The 18,515-nt window shown below is 57.8% G+C and carries 18 protein-coding genes; 12 read left to right on the top strand and 6 right to left on the bottom strand.

Features of this window, described 5'->3' with window-relative positions; translation table 11 throughout:
- The first annotated feature begins 100 nt into the window (after window positions 1–100).
- The gene (lepA, locus tag L1065_RS04645; RefSeq protein WP_237094263.1) at window positions 101–1,900 is read left to right on the top strand and encodes a translation elongation factor 4; all 1,800 of its coding nucleotides are present in this window, start codon (window positions 101–103) and stop codon (window positions 1,898–1,900) included.
- Between the two features lie 99 nt (window positions 1,901–1,999).
- On the opposite strand, the gene L1065_RS04640 is transcribed toward lepA, so the two are convergent.
- A complete protein-coding gene (locus L1065_RS04640; RefSeq protein WP_237094262.1) occupies window positions 2,000–2,482 on the bottom strand; it encodes a hypothetical protein in 483 nt (160 codons plus the stop codon).
- 326 nt (window positions 2,483–2,808) lie between these two features.
- Between L1065_RS04640 and L1065_RS04635 the strand changes: the two genes are divergently transcribed.
- Entirely contained in the window at window positions 2,809–3,063 is a 255-nt protein-coding gene (locus tag L1065_RS04635) for a hypothetical protein (RefSeq protein ID WP_237094261.1), read from the top strand.
- Window positions 3,064–3,131: 68 nt separating this feature from the next.
- Window positions 3,132–3,314 (top strand): hypothetical protein, encoded by a 183-nt coding sequence (locus L1065_RS04630; protein WP_237094260.1) that lies wholly within the window; start codon window positions 3,132–3,134, stop codon window positions 3,312–3,314.
- Here the strand turns inward: L1065_RS04630 and L1065_RS04625 are convergent.
- A complete protein-coding gene (locus L1065_RS04625; protein WP_237094259.1) occupies window positions 3,311–4,051 on the bottom strand; it encodes an alpha/beta fold hydrolase in 741 nt (246 codons plus the stop codon). The genes L1065_RS04630 and L1065_RS04625 overlap by 4 nt on opposite strands.
- Window positions 4,052–4,068: 17 nt before the next feature.
- Here L1065_RS04625 and L1065_RS04620 point away from each other — a divergent pair, with 17 nt between their 5' ends.
- The gene (locus L1065_RS04620; protein WP_237094258.1) at window positions 4,069–4,440 is read left to right on the top strand and encodes a hypothetical protein; all 372 of its coding nucleotides are present in this window, start codon (window positions 4,069–4,071) and stop codon (window positions 4,438–4,440) included.
- A 30-nt stretch (window positions 4,441–4,470) separates the two neighbouring features.
- Here the strand turns inward: L1065_RS04620 and glyA are convergent, their stop codons facing one another.
- Window positions 4,471–5,766 (bottom strand): serine hydroxymethyltransferase, encoded by a 1,296-nt coding sequence (gene glyA, locus L1065_RS04615; protein ID WP_255766052.1) that lies wholly within the window; start codon window positions 5,764–5,766, stop codon window positions 4,471–4,473.
- A 177-nt stretch (window positions 5,767–5,943) separates the two neighbouring features.
- Between glyA and L1065_RS04610 the strand changes: the two genes are divergently transcribed.
- Both L1065_RS04610 and L1065_RS04605 read left to right on the top strand, forming a co-directional pair.
- Complete coding sequence (locus L1065_RS04610) at window positions 5,944–6,711, top strand: NAD kinase (RefSeq protein ID WP_237094257.1); 768 nt, start codon at window positions 5,944–5,946, stop codon at window positions 6,709–6,711.
- Entirely contained in the window at window positions 6,708–7,244 is a 537-nt protein-coding gene (locus tag L1065_RS04605; RefSeq protein ID WP_237094256.1) for a hypothetical protein, read from the top strand. The genes L1065_RS04610 and L1065_RS04605 overlap by 4 nt, the downstream gene beginning before the upstream one ends.
- Here the strand turns inward: L1065_RS04605 and L1065_RS04600 are convergent.
- The 3 genes from L1065_RS04600 to L1065_RS04590 form a co-directional block, all read right to left on the bottom strand.
- Window positions 7,241–7,765, bottom strand: a complete 525-nt coding sequence (locus tag L1065_RS04600; protein ID WP_237094255.1) for a CIA30 family protein — start codon at window positions 7,763–7,765, stop codon at window positions 7,241–7,243. The two genes, L1065_RS04605 and L1065_RS04600, sit on opposite strands and share 4 nt — an antisense overlap.
- 37 nt (window positions 7,766–7,802) lie before the next feature.
- Window positions 7,803–9,692: a propionyl-CoA synthetase gene (locus L1065_RS04595; RefSeq protein WP_237094254.1), complete on the bottom strand. Its 1,890-nt coding sequence runs from the start codon at window positions 9,690–9,692 to the stop codon at window positions 7,803–7,805.
- A gap of 317 nt (window positions 9,693–10,009) precedes the next feature.
- A complete protein-coding gene (locus L1065_RS04590; protein WP_237094253.1) occupies window positions 10,010–12,295 on the bottom strand; it encodes an NADP-dependent malic enzyme in 2,286 nt (761 codons plus the stop codon).
- A gap of 204 nt (window positions 12,296–12,499) precedes the next feature.
- Here L1065_RS04590 and L1065_RS04585 point away from each other — a divergent pair, with 204 nt between their 5' ends.
- The 6 genes from L1065_RS04585 to L1065_RS04560 all read left to right on the top strand — a co-directional run bounded on the left by L1065_RS04585 (window position 12,500) and on the right by L1065_RS04560 (window position 18,489).
- On the top strand, window positions 12,500–12,886 hold the full coding sequence (locus L1065_RS04585) for a cytidine deaminase (protein WP_237094252.1): 387 nt from the start codon (window positions 12,500–12,502) through the stop codon (window positions 12,884–12,886).
- Between the two features lie 6 nt (window positions 12,887–12,892).
- Window positions 12,893–14,203: a thymidine phosphorylase gene (locus L1065_RS04580; protein WP_237094251.1), complete on the top strand. Its 1,311-nt coding sequence runs from the start codon at window positions 12,893–12,895 to the stop codon at window positions 14,201–14,203.
- Window positions 14,203–15,390 carry a phosphopentomutase gene (locus tag L1065_RS04575; protein ID WP_237094250.1) on the top strand — a complete coding sequence of 396 codons (1,188 nt, stop codon included), beginning with the start codon at window positions 14,203–14,205 and terminating at the stop codon, window positions 15,388–15,390. The genes L1065_RS04580 and L1065_RS04575 overlap by 1 nt, the downstream gene beginning before the upstream one ends.
- On the top strand, window positions 15,387–16,364 hold the full coding sequence (locus tag L1065_RS04570) for an adenosine deaminase (RefSeq protein ID WP_237094249.1): 978 nt from the start codon (window positions 15,387–15,389) through the stop codon (window positions 16,362–16,364). Before L1065_RS04575 ends, L1065_RS04570 begins: the two co-directional genes overlap by 4 nt.
- A 3-nt stretch (window positions 16,365–16,367) precedes the next feature.
- Window positions 16,368–16,991 (top strand): uracil phosphoribosyltransferase, encoded by a 624-nt coding sequence (gene upp, locus L1065_RS04565; RefSeq protein ID WP_237094248.1) that lies wholly within the window; start codon window positions 16,368–16,370, stop codon window positions 16,989–16,991.
- Window positions 16,992–17,058: 67 nt separating this feature from the next.
- Window positions 17,059–18,489 carry an SPOR domain-containing protein gene (locus L1065_RS04560; RefSeq protein ID WP_237094247.1) on the top strand — a complete coding sequence of 477 codons (1,431 nt, stop codon included), beginning with the start codon at window positions 17,059–17,061 and terminating at the stop codon, window positions 18,487–18,489.
- Window positions 18,490–18,515: the final 26 nt, after the last annotated feature.

Genomic DNA, 18,515 nt, shown 5'->3' with positions numbered 1-18,515 from the left:
CATTTTTCAACTGAAGTTTCAGAATGGACCAATCGGCGCAGGTGGTTTCCAAGGTGCAATCCCCATTGACCAAACCCGCGTTCCACCTCATATCCTGCATATGAGCACAGACCTTTCACATATCCGCAATTTCTCGATCGTGGCGCATATCGACCACGGGAAATCCACCTTGGCCGACCGTCTGATCCAAGAGACAGGCACGGTTCAAGACCGTGATATGAAGGCGCAACTGCTGGACAGTATGGATATCGAGCGCGAGCGCGGGATCACCATCAAGGCCAACACGGTGCGCATCGATTACACCGCCAACAATGGCCAAGACTATGTGCTCAATCTGATTGATACGCCCGGCCACGTCGACTTCGCCTATGAGGTCAGCCGCTCGATGCGTGCGGTCGAAGGGTCGCTACTGGTCGTCGACAGCACCCAAGGGGTCGAAGCGCAGACGCTGGCCAACGTGTATCAGGCGATTGACGCCGATCACGAGCTGGTGCCGATCCTGAATAAGATCGACTTGCCCGCTTCTGATCTGGACCGCGTGGCCGAACAAATTGAAGATGTCATCGGCATTGATGCCTCGGGCGCAATCCCTGTGTCGGCCAAAACGGGCCAAGGCATCCGTGAAACGCTTGAGGCGATCGTGGAGCATTTGCCCGCGCCTACAGGTGACGCTGATGCCCCACTCAAGGCGATGCTGGTCGACAGTTGGTATGACGCCTATCTGGGCGTGATCGTTCTGGTGCGTATCATCGACGGAAAGCTGAAAAAGGGCGACAAGATCAAGTTCCTGTCCAACGGCACCGTGCATCCCGTGGACCGTATCGGCGTGTTTCGTCCTGAAATGGCGGTGATTGATGAGTTGGGCCCGGGCGAGATCGGCTTTCTGACCGCCTCCATCAAACAGGTGCGCGACACACGTGTGGGCGACACCATCACCCATGACAAAAAAGAGGTCGAGGCGCTGCCCGGCTTCAAACCTGCGCAGCCTGTGGTGTTCTGTGGCCTGTTCCCCGTCGACAATGCCGAATTCGAAGATCTGCGCGACGCCATCGAAAAGCTGGCCCTGAATGACGCATCCTTCAGCTACGAGATGGAAACTTCTGCGGCCCTCGGCTTTGGCTTCCGCTGTGGGTTCCTTGGTCTGCTGCACCTTGAAGTTATCCGCGACCGGATCGAGCGTGAATACAACATCGAGCTGATCACCACCGCGCCGTCGGTGATTTATCATATCTACATGCGCGACGGCGAGATGCTTGAGCTGCATAACCCCGCCGATATGCCCGACCTGACGCTGGTCGACCATTTGGAAGAGCCGCGCATCAAAGCGACGATCCTTGTGCCTGATGAATATCTTGGCGATGTGCTAAAGCTGTGCCAAGACCGCCGCGGTATCCAGGAAGACCTGACCTATGCGGGCAGCCGCGCGATGGTGGTGTATGATCTGCCGCTCAACGAAGTGGTGTTTGATTTTTACGACCGCCTGAAATCGGTAACCAAGGGCTATGCCTCGTTCGACTATCAGATGATCGGCTACCGCGAGGACCGTTTGGTTAAAATGTCGATCCTTGTGAACGAAGAGCCCGTCGATGCCCTGTCAACCATGGTGCACTTTGACCGCGCCGAACAACGTGGCCGCGCGATGGTCGAAAAGCTCAAAGACCTGATCCCGCGCCACATGTTCAAAATCCCGATCCAAGCCGCCATCGGTGGCCGCGTGATCGCCCGCGAAACCCTGTCCGCCATGCGCAAGGACGTGACCGCCAAATGCTACGGCGGCGACGCGACCCGCAAGAAGAAACTGCTGGAAAAGCAGAAAGCGGGTAAGAAGAAAATGCGCCAGTTCGGTAAGGTGGACATCCCGCAGGAGGCTTTCATCAGCGCTCTGAAAATGGACGGCTAAGCCGTTCATTTCAGCGCGGATGAAAGTCAGTGGGCGAAAGAGATTGGGCTTTGACCAATCGCGTGCCGCACTCGGTTGAAGCTGTTGGTATTCGCTTGATCAAAGCGTAGCATGCGCCAGAGCCATAACCTGACCCAGTGCAGTTATAAAAGTCGAGCCTAGCACGACCTGCATACCTTGCCGAAACAAGTTCCCGTTTTGAGCAAGAATAGCATCGTTTGCGTCCATGCGCATTTCATTGGTCTCGGCATGGTCTATCAGAACGTTCAAAAGGTCTTCATTTTCCTTCAAGCTGTCTTTCCAATTAGAAAAGCCATTCCCTGCGATATAGAAGCTTCTGGGTTGGCATGATGTGGCTACTATCACTGCACCAACAATCACGACTATGGCTCCAAGAAAGTTCAAAGCCGGCAGCGGAACAATTTGGTTGCTCGAAATTAATACAGAGGCGATTACTGCCGCAAAGCCTGTGAAGGACATTCCTCGTTGATCTGCTGAGGTAGCAATTTCATTTTGCGCTTGAAAGTAAAGAACTGTTTGCTCAAACCCTTTTCTGGCGATTTCTAGTTTGTTACTATCCATTAAGCGAATTCTCGGAAGTTGTGATAATGGCAAAAAAACCTGATCGGCCTCCTCCCACAAGAGGTATTATTGGTAATGTGGAAAAAGGGGCGCCCAAACCACCTCAAAAGCCGCCAACGCCAAAGCCCTCGAAAAACAAATAACAAAACCATAGGTTTTGCTGCGCCCGAACCTCCCCCATGGGGAGGGCGCTTCTCGCCCACCCCTTGGTATCGTGCGCGGCGATCCCAACGGCCACTCCTTTCCCCCATGCACGTTACAGCATCAAACCCATCAGCAACCTTTTTAGTCCTTCATGCGTTGTATTCCTGAAAAGGAGACATCTCATGGACCGTTTATCACTCATTTTGTCGCTCGCCGTAGGTGCTGTCATTACAGGCGGGTTTACGATTATCGTGCTCTCGCTTGGGTATTATAACTGGTATGCCATCGGGGGCGCTGCGATCTTGGGCTTTGCGCTGTCTTGGCCCAGTGCCTATCTGATCTCGCGTCGTATCAAACGACAGGACCCCGAGTTTGATCATACGCGTGTGCGCGATGTAGATGTGGTTATTCCCGAACGAAATGCGCGCGAGGTCTGACCCAGATCAAAGCGCGGCCCTCTGCGATGTGCTAAAGTCTTCGTGACAACACACGAAAGGACACGCAGATGCTACGCCTCTATTCCACACTTTTCGCGCTAACCGGCACGTCGCTTGCAGGGGCAGGGGTTATTGCCGCTTTGGCCTCGGGGTTTGACGATTTGAATGGTGTCCTGATGGGCGCTGTGATCGGCGCCGTTTTGGCGGTGCCCGTTAACTATTGGGTCACCAAGCAAGTCATGGCGAACTAAGCCATAAAATACCTGACAGCAGCCTCAAATTCGCGCGGCTTTTCCGCGTGCAACCAGTGGCCAGCATCAGGGATTTTTGCGAATTTGGCGGCGGGGAAAAGGGTTTTTGCTGTCTCGCGGTGTTCTGGCAATACATAGTCAGACGCGCCGCCCGACAGGAAAAGCGTAGGGCCGCCGAATGTCTGGTTCAAGGACGGGAAGCCAAGGATGGCGTCCATGTCCTTGGCCAGCACATCCAGATTCAGCTTCCACCGTTTTTCTTTCATATCAACGCTTTGCGCCAGAAACGCGGCAACGCCCGCGTCGTCCACAGGTATCTTTAACGCACTGCGGTTTTCGACATTCAGGTCTGTGGCGCGTGCGGCCTTGAGCACATCCATCTGGCTGTGCCCATATGCAACGGGTGCGATATCCGCCACCAACAGACGGTTCACAAGACCGGGTTGCGTCAGCGCCAGAACCATGGCCGCCTTGCCCCCCATCGAATGGCCCACCAGATCAACAGGCCCGCCAATCGCCGAGATAACCTGCGCCAGATCACCTGCCATATCGGCGTAGCTGTGGGTATCATACCACGGGCTGTCCCCGTGATTGCGTTGATCGACGGTCACCACCTGCCTGCTGTCCGACAGCCGCTTGGCGATGACATTCCAGTTGCGCGCTGATCCAAACAGACCATGCACAATGAAAAGCGTTGGAAGGTCCGTGGGTTGGCCGTATATCACATGGTTAAGCATAGGTGACGGTATCCCCCATGAGCCCTGAAGAAATCCAGCAAAAAGAAGCAGAGATCACGGATTTGGTCCGCGCGAAACTGTCGCTGCGGGGCAATTCACTGGCGGTTCAAATGAGCCGCGCGCGGCGGCGGTTGTCAAAATCGTTGATCGCTGACGGGGTGTATTTGGCGCAAGCTGCGGCCCTTGCCAAGAACCCGAAACTGGCCCGCCAGATTGATGCAAAGCGTGTCAGTCGCGCGCATCTGCGCCTGCGCGACCACCTTGAAACAGTAAACCCGAGGGATCGCCGCATTGGCAAGCTTCTCGGGTTTCTAGGCCAAATGGCCTTTATCGCGATCACCGTGTTTGTACTGGTGGTGGTCGTTCTGATCTGGCGCGGATTTCTGTGAGGTAAGGTGGATTGAAATCCACCTTACGTTTCACAGGTTGGGATAGATCGGGAACTGCGCGCAGAGCGTCAGGACTTTTTCAGCCACCGCTTTCTCAACAGCTGCGTTGCCTTCTTCCCCATTGGCTGCCAAGCCGTCGACCACTTCAACAATCAGATCGGCAACCTGGCGGAACTCTGGTTCGCCGAACCCGCGGGTTGTGCCTGCTGGCGTGCCCAGACGGATGCCCGAAGTGACCATCGGCTTTTCAGGATCAAACGGGATGCCGTTTTTGTTGCAGGTGATATGGGCGCGTTCCAGCGCCTTTTCAGTGGCGTTGCCCTTTACCCCTTTGGGGCGCAGATCCACCAGCATCACATGGCTGTCTGTGCCGCCTGTGACGATGTCCAGACCACCTGACATCAATTGATCGGCCAAGGCTTGTGCGTTTTTGATCACTTGGGCCTGATAGGTTTTGAACTCGGGGCGCAGCGCTTCGCCAAAGGCCACGGCCTTACCTGCGATCACATGCATCAACGGCCCTCCCTGGATACCGGGGAAGATGGCGCTGTTGAACTTCTTGGCCATTGCTTCGTCGTTGGTCAGGATCATGCCGCCGCGTGGGCCGCGCAGGGTTTTGTGCGTTGTGGTCGTGGCCACATGCGCATGCGGGAACGGGGAAGGGTAAAGCCCTGCAGCCACCAGACCTGCAAAATGCGCCATGTCGACCAGAAGATAGGCCCCGACGCTGTCCGCAATTTCGCGGAACTTTGCAAAGTCTAGCTGGCGCGGGATGGCCGAACCACCTGCGATAATCATTTGGGGTTTATGCTCGTTGGCGAGGCGCTGCACCTCGTCATAATCCACAAGGTTATCATCCTTGCGCACGCCGTATTGCACCGCGTTGAACCATTTGCCCGATTGGTTGGGCTTGGCGCCGTGTGTCAGGTGGCCACCTGCGTCCAGCGACATGCCCAAAATGGTGTCGCCGGGTTGCAGCAGGGCTTGGAACACACCTTGGTTGGCCTGAGAGCCCGAGTTGGGCTGCACATTTGCAAAGCCGCAATCAAACAGCTGACAGGCGCGTTCAATGGCAAGGTTTTCGGCAACATCTACATGCTGGCACCCCCCATAGTAGCGGCGCCCTGAATAGCCTTCGGCGTATTTGTTGGTCATGACACCGCCTTGGGCTTCCATAACGGCAGCCGATACGATGTTTTCGGATGCGATCAATTCGATCTCGTCGCGCTGGCGGCCAAGCTCGGCTTGCATGGCGGCGTAAAGCGCGGGGTCACGTGTTTCCAAGGTCTCGGTGAAAAAGCCGTCGTCGCGGTGTGGGGCGTTCATGGCAGCGTCCTTTGATAAAAATATGATGACTTGAGCGAGGGTTTAACCCATGTTTCCTATCGGAAAAAGACCCGAAAACGCCATGTTCTTTATGAAAACCGCATGTCCTTGCGCGCATCTGCGTCTTGCGTTTCGCATCCGCACAGGCGATGTCTTTGGGAAACAAGGATAAAACCCATGGCCCAAGCGCCCAAAATAGCCTTTGCCGCCAGCGAAACCGAGGTGGCACAATCCGCCTTAAAAGTGCTGAGCGCGCGCTATGGCAACGTCGATTTGGACGCCGCAGAGGTGATTGTGGCCTTGGGGGGGGACGGGTTCATGCTGCAAACGATGCACAACACCCAAAGCCTTGATACCCCCGTCTACGGGATGAATCGCGGCACCGTGGGGTTCTTGATGAACGAATACCATGAGGGTGATCTGCTCTATCGTCTGGCCGCAGCCGAAGAAGAGGTGGTCAATCCACTATCCATGACAGCCCGCACCGTCGATGGCGCAGAAAAACATGCGTTGGCCATCAACGAGGTTTCGCTTTTGCGCGCAGGCCCGCAAGCGGCCAAACTGCGCATCTATGTGGACGACACGTTGCGCATGAAAGAACTGGTCTGCGATGGTGCGCTTGTGGCCACGCCAGCGGGATCAACAGCTTATAACTATTCGGCCCACGGGCCCATCCTGCCCATCGGTTCCGATGTTTTGACGCTAACCGCGATGGCGGCGTTTCGGCCACGGCGCTGGCGCGGCGCCTTGCTGCCCAAGACAGCGAAGGTGCGCTTTGATGTGGTGGATCCCGACAAACGCCCCGTGATGGCCGATGCCGACAGCCGCAGTGTGCTGAATGTGGCCAGCGTGGAAATCCGGTCCGAACCGTCCATCGCGCACCGTATCTTGTTTGATCCCGGCCACGGGCTGGAAGAACGCCTTATTCAGGAGCAATTTGCATGAAACAGCTTGGCCTTTCATTTGTTGCACTTGCCGCACTTGCGGCCTGTGCGCCGTCTTTTTCGCCAGACACGGCCGTGTCTTACAAAGAGATTTTACGCATGTCCGAAAAGCAGCCCTATGAATGTGCGCAATATGATGCCGCCAGCGATACCTGCGAAGTCGTCTCGACCATCAAGGAAAACCGCGATGGCACCGTGGCCGTGCGCTCGCAGTTTCAGGCCAACATATTTGCGCCCGCAACCATCACTATTGATGCAAACCTGACGCCCGATGGCGCACGCCTGTGTGGCGACTATAAAAACGTGGGCATCACCGTCGACAGCAACCTGACGGCAGGTGAAAACCGTGATCTGGCCGAAATCTTGCGACAAACCTTGCAAGCCTACGGCACCGTCTGTGGCGCATATTACCGCCGCGGGGCGGGCATTGTTGCGGTCAGCGAATACCCCGACGGGCGCTTGGTCGAGGATCAGCCAGTTCTTGGCGTCCAGTTCTTCCCAGAGGCGAAACCTTTGCGTGATCTACAGCCCTAGCGGACTGATATTTCGGCGATTTTCAGATCTGCCGTGTGATCGCGCCCATACGCCATAAGGCCGATGCTGCGCGTTTTGGTGATGTCCAACGGTGTGTCGAACCCGCGGCCCGAGGGGGCGAGATCGGCCAGCGCGATCACAACCTCCTGCCACTCTCCCGTCGTCTCAAAGGATGTGCGGTAGCTGTGCCACGGGCGGCGCGTCTGTGTGGTGCGCAGGTTCATGTAATAGGTCTGACCATCCCCTTTGACGCGCAAAACAATGGCCGTGCTGCCTTGTGGTAACGGGTCCAGATCGCGGCGCACTTGGATGAAACCGCCATTATTGTCGGTGCTGACCTCACCTGTCAGATGGATAAATCCATCGGCGTTCAGCGCGGCTTGCCCTTCCGACACGCCGCCCATGACTTGATCGCTGACATACGACCAGCGGCTTCCAGCGCCGCCCGAAAAGTCATCAATCAATGTATCTGCGTGGCTCATGGTGGGGACCATCACTGCGAAAAGAAAAGCGCGTAACATGCGATTTGAGATGATGCGCGCCTTTGATTTGTCCAGTTTACTTTGCGTAGCCGAGCGTTTGCAGCGCGGTTTTCACCTCGTCCAGAATGGCGGGGTCGTCAATGGTGGCAGGCATTTTGAAGTCCTGGCCATCGGCAATCTTGACCATCACGCCGCGCAGGATTTTGCCCGAACGCGTCTTGGGCAAGCGGTCTACCACGACAGCCAGCTTGAAGGCCGCCACCGGGCCGATCTGGTCGCGCACACGGGTCACAACCTCTTTGATGATCTCGCTATGATCACGCGTGACACCTGCGTTCAGGCACAAAAATCCGAGGGGCATCTGGCCTTTCAAAGCATCGCTGACACCGATCACGGCACATTCCGCAACGTCCTTGTGGCCTGCCAGAACCTCTTCCATCGCGCCTGTGCTTAGACGGTGGCCCGCGACGTTAATAACGTCATCGGTGCGCGCCATGATATACAGGTATCCGTCCTCGTCGATCATGCCCGCGTCCCCTGTCTCGTAATACCCGGGAAAGGCGTTGAGGTAACTGTTCAGGTATCTTTCTTCGGCATTCCAAAGGGTCGGAAGCGTGCCCGGGGGAAGCGGCAGTTTCACAGCAATCGCCCCAAGCGTCCCTGCGGGGACAGGGTGGCCGCCATCATCAAGGATTTGCACGTCATAACCGGGCATCGGCACAGTGGGCGAGCCCAGTTTGACAGGCAACAATTCAAGGCCAACAGGGTTTGCCGCAATGGCATAGCCCGTTTCCGTTTGCCACCAGTGATCAATGATCGGCAGCTTTGTCATATCCTGCAACCATTCGATTGTATCAGGATCGGCGCGTTCACCAGCCAGGTAGATCGCTTGCAAATGCGACAAATCATATTGCTTGGCCAGTTCGCCTTGGGGGTCTTGTTGTTTAACCGCACGGAACGCCGTTGGCGCGGTGAAAAAACTTTTGACTTTATGTTCTGACATCACCCGCCAGAAGGTGCCCGCGTCGGGGGTGCCAACGGGCTTGCCCTCAAACACAATCGTGGTGTTCCCGTGGATCAAGGGGGCATAGCAAATGTAGCTGTGGCCGACGACCCACCCCACATCAGACGCTGCCCAGAACACATCGCCAGGATCAACGTTATAGATGTTTTTCATCGTCCAGTTCAGCGCAACCAGATGCCCACCAGTGGGCCGCACAACGCCCTTGGGGGCGCCTGTGGTGCCTGAGGTATACAAGATATATGCGGGATGGTTGCCTTCGACCGCAAGACATGGGGCAGGGGCGACGCCTTTTTGGAAGGCGTGCCAATCCACATCACGGCCTTCGGTCAGCTGTGCAATCTCTTGGTCGCGCTGGAAGATGACACAAAAATCAACGCTATGTTTAGCCTCGGCCAAGGCGCCATCCAGCAAAGGTTTGTAGTGGACCACGCGGTTCGGCTCGATCCCGCAAGAGGCGGCGATGATGCATTTGGGCTGGGCGTCATCAATGCGCACGGCCAGTTCATGGCTGGCAAAGCCACCAAAGACAACCGAGTGGACCGCGCCGATGCGCGCACAGGCCAACATGGCGTCAAGCGCCTCTGGCACCATGGGCATATAGATCAAAACGCGGTCGCCTTTACCGACGCCTTTGGCCGCCAAAGCGCCTGCCAGACTGGCCACGCGGGTTTGCAGCTCTGCGTAAGTAATCGTTTGTTTTGTGTCAGTGACGGGGCTGTCATAGATGATCGCTGCCTGATCGCCGCGCCCGTTTTCAACGTGACGGTCCACCGCATTGTAGCAGGTGTTGACCATGCCGTCGTTGTACCATTCATACAGCGGCGCATTGTCGTCAAACAAGGCTTTTGAGGGCTTTTGGTCCCAATCAATCGCGTCTGCGGCTTGCATCCAGAACCCTTCGGGGTCGTTTTTCCAAGCGGCGTAAGTATCAGCATATGTCATTGGGGCGTCCTCCATCCTTGGGCGTATTAACCGCGTGCAGGGGGCAGGGCGCAAGAGGCGTTGGTGCGTCTGATTGCGCTAACTTCGCAATTTGTTTTATGTGAATTTGCAAACTTGCGAAGAGTTTGCAAAATCCCGTCGCCCGCCTAGCAACTTTGCAAATTTTTTACCGTTTTCACCCTGCCAACCCATGTATGGCCTAGCGTATGCGGGGCGTCTGCTGCGCGTATGACAACAAAAAGAGTCAGGTATTGCCGGTGACAAGCGCTTTCAAAAGCGCTTGGACATGGATTTTCGAAAATCCATGTCCTTTGGTATCACCCGTAGTGCGCCACTGGCGTGCCTGCCAAAGCACTGATGTTGAGCAACCCGCGCGCCGTGATCGACGGCGTCACGATATGGGCGCGGTTGCCCATGCCCATCAGGATCGGCCCCACTTCCAGACCGCCGGCCTTGGCCTTGAGGATGTTGCGCGTCGCACCCGCGGCGTCCGAATTGGCGTAGATCAGCACATTGGCGGCGCCTTGCAGTCGCGAGCAGGGCAAGTACCGTTCGCGCAATTCAGGATCAAGGGCGCTGTCGGTGTGCATCTCGCCCTCGTATTCAAAGTCCAGCCCCATCGCATCCAGAAGCGCCATCGCATCACGCATCGTTTCACCTGACGCGCTGTTGAGGTTGCCAAACTGAGAGCTGGAACACAGCGCCACCTTCGGCTCAATCCCGAAGCGGCGCACGTGGCGGGCCGCCCCAAGCACGGTCTGCGCAATCTGATCAGGCGTTGGCATGGCGTGAATATGCGTATCGGCAATAAACAGCGGCCCGTCTTCCAGGATCATCAGCGACAGCGCCCCTGCGGGGTGCAGATCAGATGTGCCAAGGACCTGTTCGATGTAATTGAGGTGCCACAGATACTGCCCGAATGTGCCGCAAATCAGGCTGTCGGCTTCTTCGCGGTGGACCATGACGGCCCCGATCGCGGTGGTGTTGGTGCGCATGATCGCGCGGGCCAGATCGGGGGCCACACCACGCCGTGCCATCAGGCTGTGATAGGTGCCCCAATAGTCGCGGTATCGCGGGTCATTTTCAGGGTTAACGATCTGCAGGATTTTGGGGTTTATGGTTAATCCCGCGCGCTCACATCGACGCGCAATCACATCGGGGCGACCGATGAGGATGGGGGTTTCGGTGGTTTCCTCGATCAGGGCCTGTGCCGTGCGCAACACGCGCTCATCCTCGCCTTCCGCAAAGACAATCCGCCGCGCGGCGGTGCTGGCGGCTTGGAACACAGGCCGCATGATCAGCGCGGATTTGAACACAGAGGTGTCCAGATCGGCGCGGTATTGGTCCACATCGGGCAGGGGCCGCGTGGCCACGCCGCTTTCCATGGCCGCACGTGCCACGCTGCTGGCCACAACGCCCATCAGGCGCGGATCAAAGGGCTTGGGGATCAGGTAATCGGCACCAAATGTCAGCTGCTCGCCGCGGTAGGCTTCGGCGGCTTCGGCGCTGGTGGTGGCGCGCGCCAGTTCGGCAATCCCGTCCACGCAAGCGATTTTCATCGCGTCATTGATCTCGGTCGCGCCCACATCCAGCGCACCGCGGAAGATGAAGGGAAAACACAGCACGTTATTGACTTGATTGGGAAAATCAGAGCGCCCCGTGGCGATAATTGCATCGGGTGCAACGCTGCGGGCGACATCGGGCTGGATTTCGGGGTTGGGATTGGCCAGCGCAAAGATGATCGGCTGCTTGGCCATCTTGGCCACCATTTCGGGTGTCAGAACATCCTTGCCCGACAACCCAAGGAACATATCCGCCCCTGCGATCACATCATCCAGCGTGCGCAAATCACTGTCTTGGGCGTAGTCTTGTTTTTGCGGTGTCATCTCGGTGGTGCGCCCCTGATAGACCAGCCCGTCGATGTCGCACAGCCAGACATTTTCGCGCTTCACCCCCAGTTTGAGCAGCATGTTCAGACACGCGATGCCCGCCGCACCGCCGCCTGTGCTGACGATCTTGATATCCTCAAACCGTTTGCCCGCCACATGCAGTGCGTTCTTCGCAGCGGCACCCACAACAATGGCGGTGCCGTGCTGGTCGTCGTGGAATACGGGGATGTTCATCCGCTCGCGACACAGCTTTTCAACGATAAAACAGTCGGGCGCCTTGATATCTTCAAGGTTAATGGCCCCGAAGGTGGGTTCCAGTGCACAGACGATATCGGCCAGTTTTTCGGGGTCGGGTTCATTTAGTTCAATGTCAAAACAATCGATGTTGGCGAACTTTTTGAACAAGACCGCCTTGCCCTCCATCACGGGCTTGGAGGCCAGCGCACCAATATTGCCAAGGCCAAGCACCGCTGATCCGTTGGTCACAACAGCAACAAGGTTGCCGCGCGAGGTGTAATCCCTTGCGGTATCGGCGTTTTCCTTGATCTCGATGCAGGCCTCGGCCACGCCGGGAGAATAGGCGCGCGCCAGATCACGGCCGTTGGCCAGCGGCTTGGTGGCGCGGATTTCAAGTTTTCCGGGCTTGGGGAATTTGTGGTATTGCAGGGCCGCATCGCGCAGGGTTGTCCCCGTCGTTTTTGTATTTTCCGGCATATACCTGCGCCTCCCAACGCCCGCGTTTCTACATTTTGTTTAACGTTAAACTATTTTTCACGCGCTAGCGAAAGCGCATTTTGTCACAAACAGTTTCGCGTTTTGCGCGATAATGCAAATCACCCTTCGGGCCGTAGTTCAACAAGGCTTTCACCTGCCTGCATGCTGGCCTAAGCTGGCCGTGAAACTGTGAAAGGATGCGCGATGTCTTTGATGGATGCGGCGCGGGCGGTGCGCGACAACGCCCATGCGCCCTACTCGAATTTCAAGGTCGGTGCGGCTGTGCGCACGCAGGCAGGCGATGTCTTTGTGGGCTGTAACGTCGAAAATGTGGCCTACCCCGAAGGCACCTGCGCCGAGGCCGGTGCATTGGCTGCGATGGTGGCGGCAGGGCAGGGACAGATTACAGAAGTGGCCGTTATCGCCGACAGCCCGAGCCCTGTGCCCCCCTGTGGCGGATGCCGCCAGAAATTGCGCGAGTTTGGCGCAGCAGATGTGGTTGTGACCATGGGAACAACCGACGGTAAGACGCTGGAAATGACGCTTGAGCAACTCTTGCCTGGTGCGTTTGACGCCAGCCATATGGAGTGATCCTGCGTGAGTGCCTTTGGCCCCATCCTTGACAGATACCGCCACGGCCACGTGCCGACAGGCAAAGAATTGATAAGTATTGTTAATGGTTTAACCGATGGCAACCTGACCGATGCGCAGGCAGGGGCTTTTGCGATGGCGGTGTGCATCTACGGTTTGGACGCGCCTGCAGCCCTGACCCTGACCACGGCGATGCGCGACAGCGGGAAAGTGCTGGACTGGCAACTGGATGCGCCTGTTGTCGATAAACACTCCACGGGGGGCGTGGGCGATTGCACCTCCTTTTTGATTGCGCCCGCTCTGGCGGCGTGTGGGGCCTATGTGCCGATGATTTCGGGCCGCGGTTTGGGCCATACGGGCGGCACACTTGATAAGCTTGAGGCAATCCCCGGCGTTTGCACACAGATGCCCGAAGCCAAGTTCCGCCGTATTGTAGGCGAGGTTGGCTGCGCCATTGTCAGCGCCACTGATGAAATCGCGCCCGCCGACAAACGTCTTTACGGGGTGCGCGATGTGACCGGGACGGTGACCTCAAACGCGCTGATCACGGCGTCGATCCTGTCCAAAAAACTGGCTGCGGGGTTGGACGGTCTGGTGCTGGACATCAAACTGGGCAACGGTGCCTTCATGAAAACGATGGAACAGGCCGAGGCACTGGCCGCGTCCTTGGTGGACACCGCAAATGGCGCAGGCTGCAAAACCACGGCGCTGATCACCGATATGAACCAACCGCTGGCCAAATCCATTGGCAATGCGCTGGAAATATCCGAGGCCATGCACGCGCTGACAGGCGATGGGGTGGACCATGACCTGCCCGATCTGGCAGGTGCTTTGGGGGGCGAGGTCTTGGCGGGCGCAGGTCTGGCCGATGACCCCGACAGCGCCGCCGATCAAATCACCGACACATTTTACAACGGCGATGCGGCGGAAGTCTTTGGGCGCATGATTGCCGCGATGGGCGGGCCACGTGATTTTGTCGACAGGTGGGAGGACCGTCTGCCAAGCGCGCCTGTGATGCGTGAAATACGCCCGAAACATGCAGGCTATGTCACGCAAATCGCGGCAGACACCTTGGGCCAGCTGGTTGTTGAATTGGGCGGTGGCCGCAAGCAGGCACGCGACCGAATTGATCCGTCTGTGGGGCTGTCCGATATCGCGGCGCTTGGGGATTTCGTTGATGCAGACGTGCCGCTTTTGATGTTGCACGCCCGAAGCGAGGCCGATGCCGACGCGGCCCAAGCGGTCATCCAGCAGGCCTTTGGTCTGGGCGAGGAGCCTCCCCAACTGCCCCCAACCGTTTACAAAAGGGTCACCTGATGGCGCGTGCTTTTTTGGTCGTGATGGATTCTGTGGGCTGCGGTGGTGCGCCTGATGCCGCGGATTTCGGGGATGAAGGGGCCAACACATTGGCCCATATTGCGCAGGCCTGTGCGGCGGGGCAGGCCGATCAGGGGCGGCGCGGTCCGCTGAATGTACCGCATATGGATGCGATGGGCCTTGGCGCTGCGATCCGCCTTGCATCGGGCGATGAAACACCCGGCCTTGCGGCGCACCCCACGGGGCTTTGGGGTGCGGCCACTGAAACCTCGATCGGCAAGGATACACCATCGGGCCATTGGGATTTGGCGGGTCTGCCCGTGCCATTTGACTGGACCTATTTTCCCAACACCGTCCCCGCCTTTGACGACGCGCTGACCAGAACGGTCTGCGAAATCGCAGGCGTAGACGGCATTCTGGGCAACTGCCACGCCAGCGGCACCACGATCATCGAAGAGTTGGGGGCCGAGCATCTGCGCACGGGCTGGCCCATTTGTTATACCTCGGTCGACAGCGTGTTTCAGATTGCGGCCCATCAGGACCATTTTGGCCTGACACGTTTGATGGATCTATGCGCGGCGCTGGCCCCCATCTTGCATGCGCGCAAAGTGGGGCGCGTGATCGCACGGCCCTTTGTGGGCCAGGAGGGCTCTTTCACACGCACGGGCAACCGCAAGGATTTCGCGCTTTTGCCGCCCAAACCTGTGTTGCCCGATTGGGCCAAAGCGCAGGGGCGTGCGGTGCAAGCCATTGGAAAGACTGGCGATATCTTCGGGATGCGCGGTTTTGACGGCTGTCACAAGGGCAATGATGCGGAGCTGTTTGATCATTTGGAAACGGCTGTTGCGGATATTCCTGACGGCAGCTTGACATTCGCCAATTTCGTGCAGTTCGATACCGATTTTGGCCACCGCCGCGATGTGGCAGGCTATGCGCGGCATCTGGAATGGTTCGACGCGCAACTGCCGCGTGTAACGTCCAAGCTGCGCGACGACGATCTGTTCATTTTAACGGCTGATCACGGCAATGACCCCACATGGCGCGGCACCGATCACACCCGTGAACGTGTGCCCGTGATTGGCCCCATCGGAGACAGCATCGGCGTGGTGCGCTTTGCCGATGTCGGCGCAACCATCGCAGCACATCTGGGGTTGGATGACCGCGGCGCAGGAAAGGATTTTAGATGAGTGATACACCTAAACTGGAATTGCACCTTCACATCGAAGGCGCCGCACCGCCCGCATTCATTCGCGGGCTTGCACAAGAAAAGGGGCTGCGCCTTGACGGGGTGTTTGATGAAAACGGTCATTACGCCTACAAGGATTTCGCCGAGTTTCTGAGCGTGTATGAAGCCGCGACAGAAGCCTTGAAAACGCCGCAGGATTTCGCGCGGCTAACCACCGCCGTTTTGGAAGAATGCGCGGCACATGGGGTTGTCTATGCCGAAACATTCCTGTCGCCCGATTTTTGCGGCGGGCGTGATCTGGGGGCGTGGCGTGACTATCTTGCCGCGATCACAGAGGCCGCAGAGGCGATGGAGCCGCAGATCACCCTGCGCGGGATTGTGACCTGCATCCGCCACTTTGGTCCTGAAAAAGCACGCGAAACCGCGATCTGCGCGGCGGAAACAGCGGGCGATTGGGTCACGGGATTTGGCATGGGCGGGGCGGAAACCGTTGGCACGCCTGCCGATTTCAAATGGGCCTTTGATTGCGCGCGAGAGGCGGGGCTTGGCATCACCAGCCATGCAGGCGAATGGGGCGGCGCGGCAGAGGTGCGGGCCACCTTGGACGCCCTGCGCCCGTCGCGTATTGGCCACGGCGTGCAATCCATTGAGGATCCCGCGCTGTGTGATCGGCTGGCCGAAGATGGCATCGTGCTGGAGGTCTGCCCTGGATCCAATGTGGCTCTGGGCGTGGTGAACAGTTGGTCAGAACATCCAATTCAGAAGCTGCGCGAGCGCGGTGTCGCCGTCACGGTCAGCACCGATGATCCGCCGTTTTTTCACACCACGATGTCCCGAGAATACCAGATGTTGGCAAACACATTCGGCTGGCAGGACGACGATTTCGCCCAGATCAATCAAACCGCTTTGAGGGCTGCGTTTTGCGATGACACGACCCGCGCGATGATTGCCCAACGCCTCAAGACAGGAGCCTAGACCATGTTAACCATTGTCGATCATGCTTTGGTGCAACATAAATTGTCGATCATGCGCGATAAGGCGACGCCCACTGCGCAATTTCGTCAACTGCTGCGCGAAATCAGCCAGCTTCTGGCTTATGAGGTGACGCGCGATCTGCCGTTAGAGGCGGTGGCGATTGAAACCCCGATGGGGCCAATGGATGCGCCCATGGTTGCCGGCAAAAAACTGGCGCTTGTGTCGATCTTGCGGGCGGGCAACGGTCTGCTGGATGGTATGCTTGAGGTGATCCCGCCAGCGCGTGTTGGTTTTGTCGGACTCTACCGTGATGAAAAGACGTTGGAACCTGTGGAATATTACCTCAACCTGCCCGATGCGCTGGACGAACGGCTGGTGATTGCCGTTGATCCGATGTTGGCGACGGGCAATTCGTCGGTGGCCGCGATTGACAAACTTAAACAGGCTGGCGCGAAAAACATTCGTTTTCTGTGTCTGCTGGCCGCGCCCGAAGGCATCGAGCGGATGAAATCCGCCCATCCGGACGTGCCCGTTTACACTGCATCTGTAGATAAACAGTTGAATGACAATGGATATATTGTGCCAGGTCTAGGGGATGCGGGCGACAGGATGTTTGGCACAAAATAAGGGGTAAAATCTCTTTACTTAATTGTGTCATTGTTGCATGTTTGCCCCATATTTTGTGGGGGCACATATGTTTGTTTCGAAACTGACAACGCTGACAGCTGTTCTGGCACTCGCTGCGACAACGGCCGTATCCGCGCAGACCTTGCGCAATACCAATGCGACCGTGCCAGCCGAGTTTCCGCCCAGTTCTTTTTCCGGCAACCAATATGTCGATAGCAACGGCTGCGTTTTCATTCGCGCGGGGATCAGCGGCAACACCACTTGGGTGCCGCGCGTCAACCGTCAACGCAAGATCATCTGCGGCTTTCAACCAAGCGTCGCCAAGGCCGCACCCGCACCAAAGGCGGCACCTGCGCCCAAGCCTGCGCCGCGCGTTGCTGCTGCACCGAAGCCCAAAGCACAGCCTGCCGCACGCCCCGCGCCAAAACCGCGTGTTGCCGCAGCCCCCAAGCCGCGTCGCGTAATTAGCAGCGCGCCCAAAGCCAACCAGCCGCTACGCACAACTGCGGCCCTGCCAGCCAAGCCCGCGCCGAAAGTCGTGCGCAAACAAGCGGCCCCCATTAAAAAAGCACCTGTGCAAAAAGCCCCCGTAAGAACCGCACGCGTGGCGACACCACAAGCACCTGCGACACCTGTTTGCCAAGGCCTTTCGGCCGTCAGCGCCAAATATGTGAACCGCGGCACGAAAAACCTGCCAGTGCGGTGCGGACCGCAAGCCAACCACCCTTCAACCATTGTGGGCAAAGCCAACACCCGCAGCGTTGCCACCGCAGCGCCTGCGCCACAGCAGCGTGTTGTGCGCCAAGTACGTCAGCCGGGCGCCAATGGCACGGTGCGCATCACGCCAAATTCGCCAGAGCGCCGCGCCCAAATTGCGCCGCCCCCTGGTTACAAGCCTGTTTGGGATGATGATCGGCTGAACCCGCTGCGCGGTGCTGAAACGCTGGCAGGCCGTGCGCAGACAAATCTGGTCTGGACACAAGAAGTGCCGCGCCGCTTGATCGAGCGTAGCTCGGGGCGTGATGTAACGGCGGCCAATCCAAATCTGGTCTATCCCTACACGGATCTGACCACGCAAATTCGCGCAGGCGTGCAGCCCACCGAACGGCCCGCGAAAATTACCCAACGTGTGCGGGCCTCCAAGCAAAAGGTCGTGCAACCACGGGTATCGACCAAAGCCGTGGCCCCGCGCAAAGTGACCAAGACACCCAAAGTGCAGCGCAAAGTCGTTGCCCCCTCCGCACCCAAACGCCCAACGGCGCAAGGGGCAAGCCACCGCTTTGTGCAGGTTGGCACCTTCGGGGTTCCTGCCAATGCCCAGAAAGCCGCGCGTCGTTTGCAATCGGCAGGGCTGCCCGCGCGCATTGGTCAATACACCAAAGGCGGCAAGACCTATCAGATCGTTCTGGCAGGCCCGTTTGCCAAGCAATCCAACCTGAACAACGCGTTGAAAGCCGCGCGTCGGGCAGGGTTCTCGGATGCGTTTTTCCGCAAATAGATCAACCCGTTAGTGCAGGTGGCGGC

This window comes from Nereida sp. MMG025 (assembly GCF_021654165.1).
GTDB lineage: Bacteria > Pseudomonadota > Alphaproteobacteria > Rhodobacterales > Rhodobacteraceae > Nereida.
The sequence above is the reverse complement of the archived record's forward strand: the minus strand, read 5'-3'. Positions and strand labels throughout refer to the sequence as shown.

What these genes read in the sequence shown, in the direction of transcription:
- lepA (WP_237094263.1), top strand. Translation starts at nt 101, where the DNA reads ATGAGCACAGACCTTTCACATATCCGCAATTTCTCGATCGTGGCGCAT.
- L1065_RS04640 (WP_237094262.1), bottom strand. Translation starts at nt 2,482, where the DNA reads ATGGATAGTAACAAACTAGAAATCGCCAGAAAAGGGTTTGAGCAAACA.
- L1065_RS04635 (WP_237094261.1), top strand. Translation starts at nt 2,809, where the DNA reads ATGGACCGTTTATCACTCATTTTGTCGCTCGCCGTAGGTGCTGTCATT.
- L1065_RS04630 (WP_237094260.1), top strand. Translation starts at nt 3,132, where the DNA reads ATGCTACGCCTCTATTCCACACTTTTCGCGCTAACCGGCACGTCGCTT.
- L1065_RS04625 (WP_237094259.1), bottom strand. Translation starts at nt 4,051, where the DNA reads ATGCTTAACCATGTGATATACGGCCAACCCACGGACCTTCCAACGCTT.
- L1065_RS04620 (WP_237094258.1), top strand. Translation starts at nt 4,069, where the DNA reads ATGAGCCCTGAAGAAATCCAGCAAAAAGAAGCAGAGATCACGGATTTG.
- glyA (WP_255766052.1), bottom strand. Translation starts at nt 5,766, where the DNA reads ATGAACGCCCCACACCGCGACGACGGCTTTTTCACCGAGACCTTGGAA.
- L1065_RS04610 (WP_237094257.1), top strand. Translation starts at nt 5,944, where the DNA reads ATGGCCCAAGCGCCCAAAATAGCCTTTGCCGCCAGCGAAACCGAGGTG.
- L1065_RS04605 (WP_237094256.1), top strand. Translation starts at nt 6,708, where the DNA reads ATGAAACAGCTTGGCCTTTCATTTGTTGCACTTGCCGCACTTGCGGCC.
- L1065_RS04600 (WP_237094255.1), bottom strand. Translation starts at nt 7,765, where the DNA reads ATGTTACGCGCTTTTCTTTTCGCAGTGATGGTCCCCACCATGAGCCAC.
- L1065_RS04595 (WP_237094254.1), bottom strand. Translation starts at nt 9,692, where the DNA reads ATGACATATGCTGATACTTACGCCGCTTGGAAAAACGACCCCGAAGGG.
- L1065_RS04590 (WP_237094253.1), bottom strand. Translation starts at nt 12,295, where the DNA reads ATGCCGGAAAATACAAAAACGACGGGGACAACCCTGCGCGATGCGGCC.
- L1065_RS04585 (WP_237094252.1), top strand. Translation starts at nt 12,500, where the DNA reads ATGTCTTTGATGGATGCGGCGCGGGCGGTGCGCGACAACGCCCATGCG.
- L1065_RS04575 (WP_237094250.1), top strand. Translation starts at nt 14,203, where the DNA reads ATGGCGCGTGCTTTTTTGGTCGTGATGGATTCTGTGGGCTGCGGTGGT.
- L1065_RS04570 (WP_237094249.1), top strand. Translation starts at nt 15,387, where the DNA reads ATGAGTGATACACCTAAACTGGAATTGCACCTTCACATCGAAGGCGCC.
- upp (WP_237094248.1), top strand. Translation starts at nt 16,368, where the DNA reads ATGTTAACCATTGTCGATCATGCTTTGGTGCAACATAAATTGTCGATC.
- L1065_RS04560 (WP_237094247.1), top strand. Translation starts at nt 17,059, where the DNA reads ATGTTTGTTTCGAAACTGACAACGCTGACAGCTGTTCTGGCACTCGCT.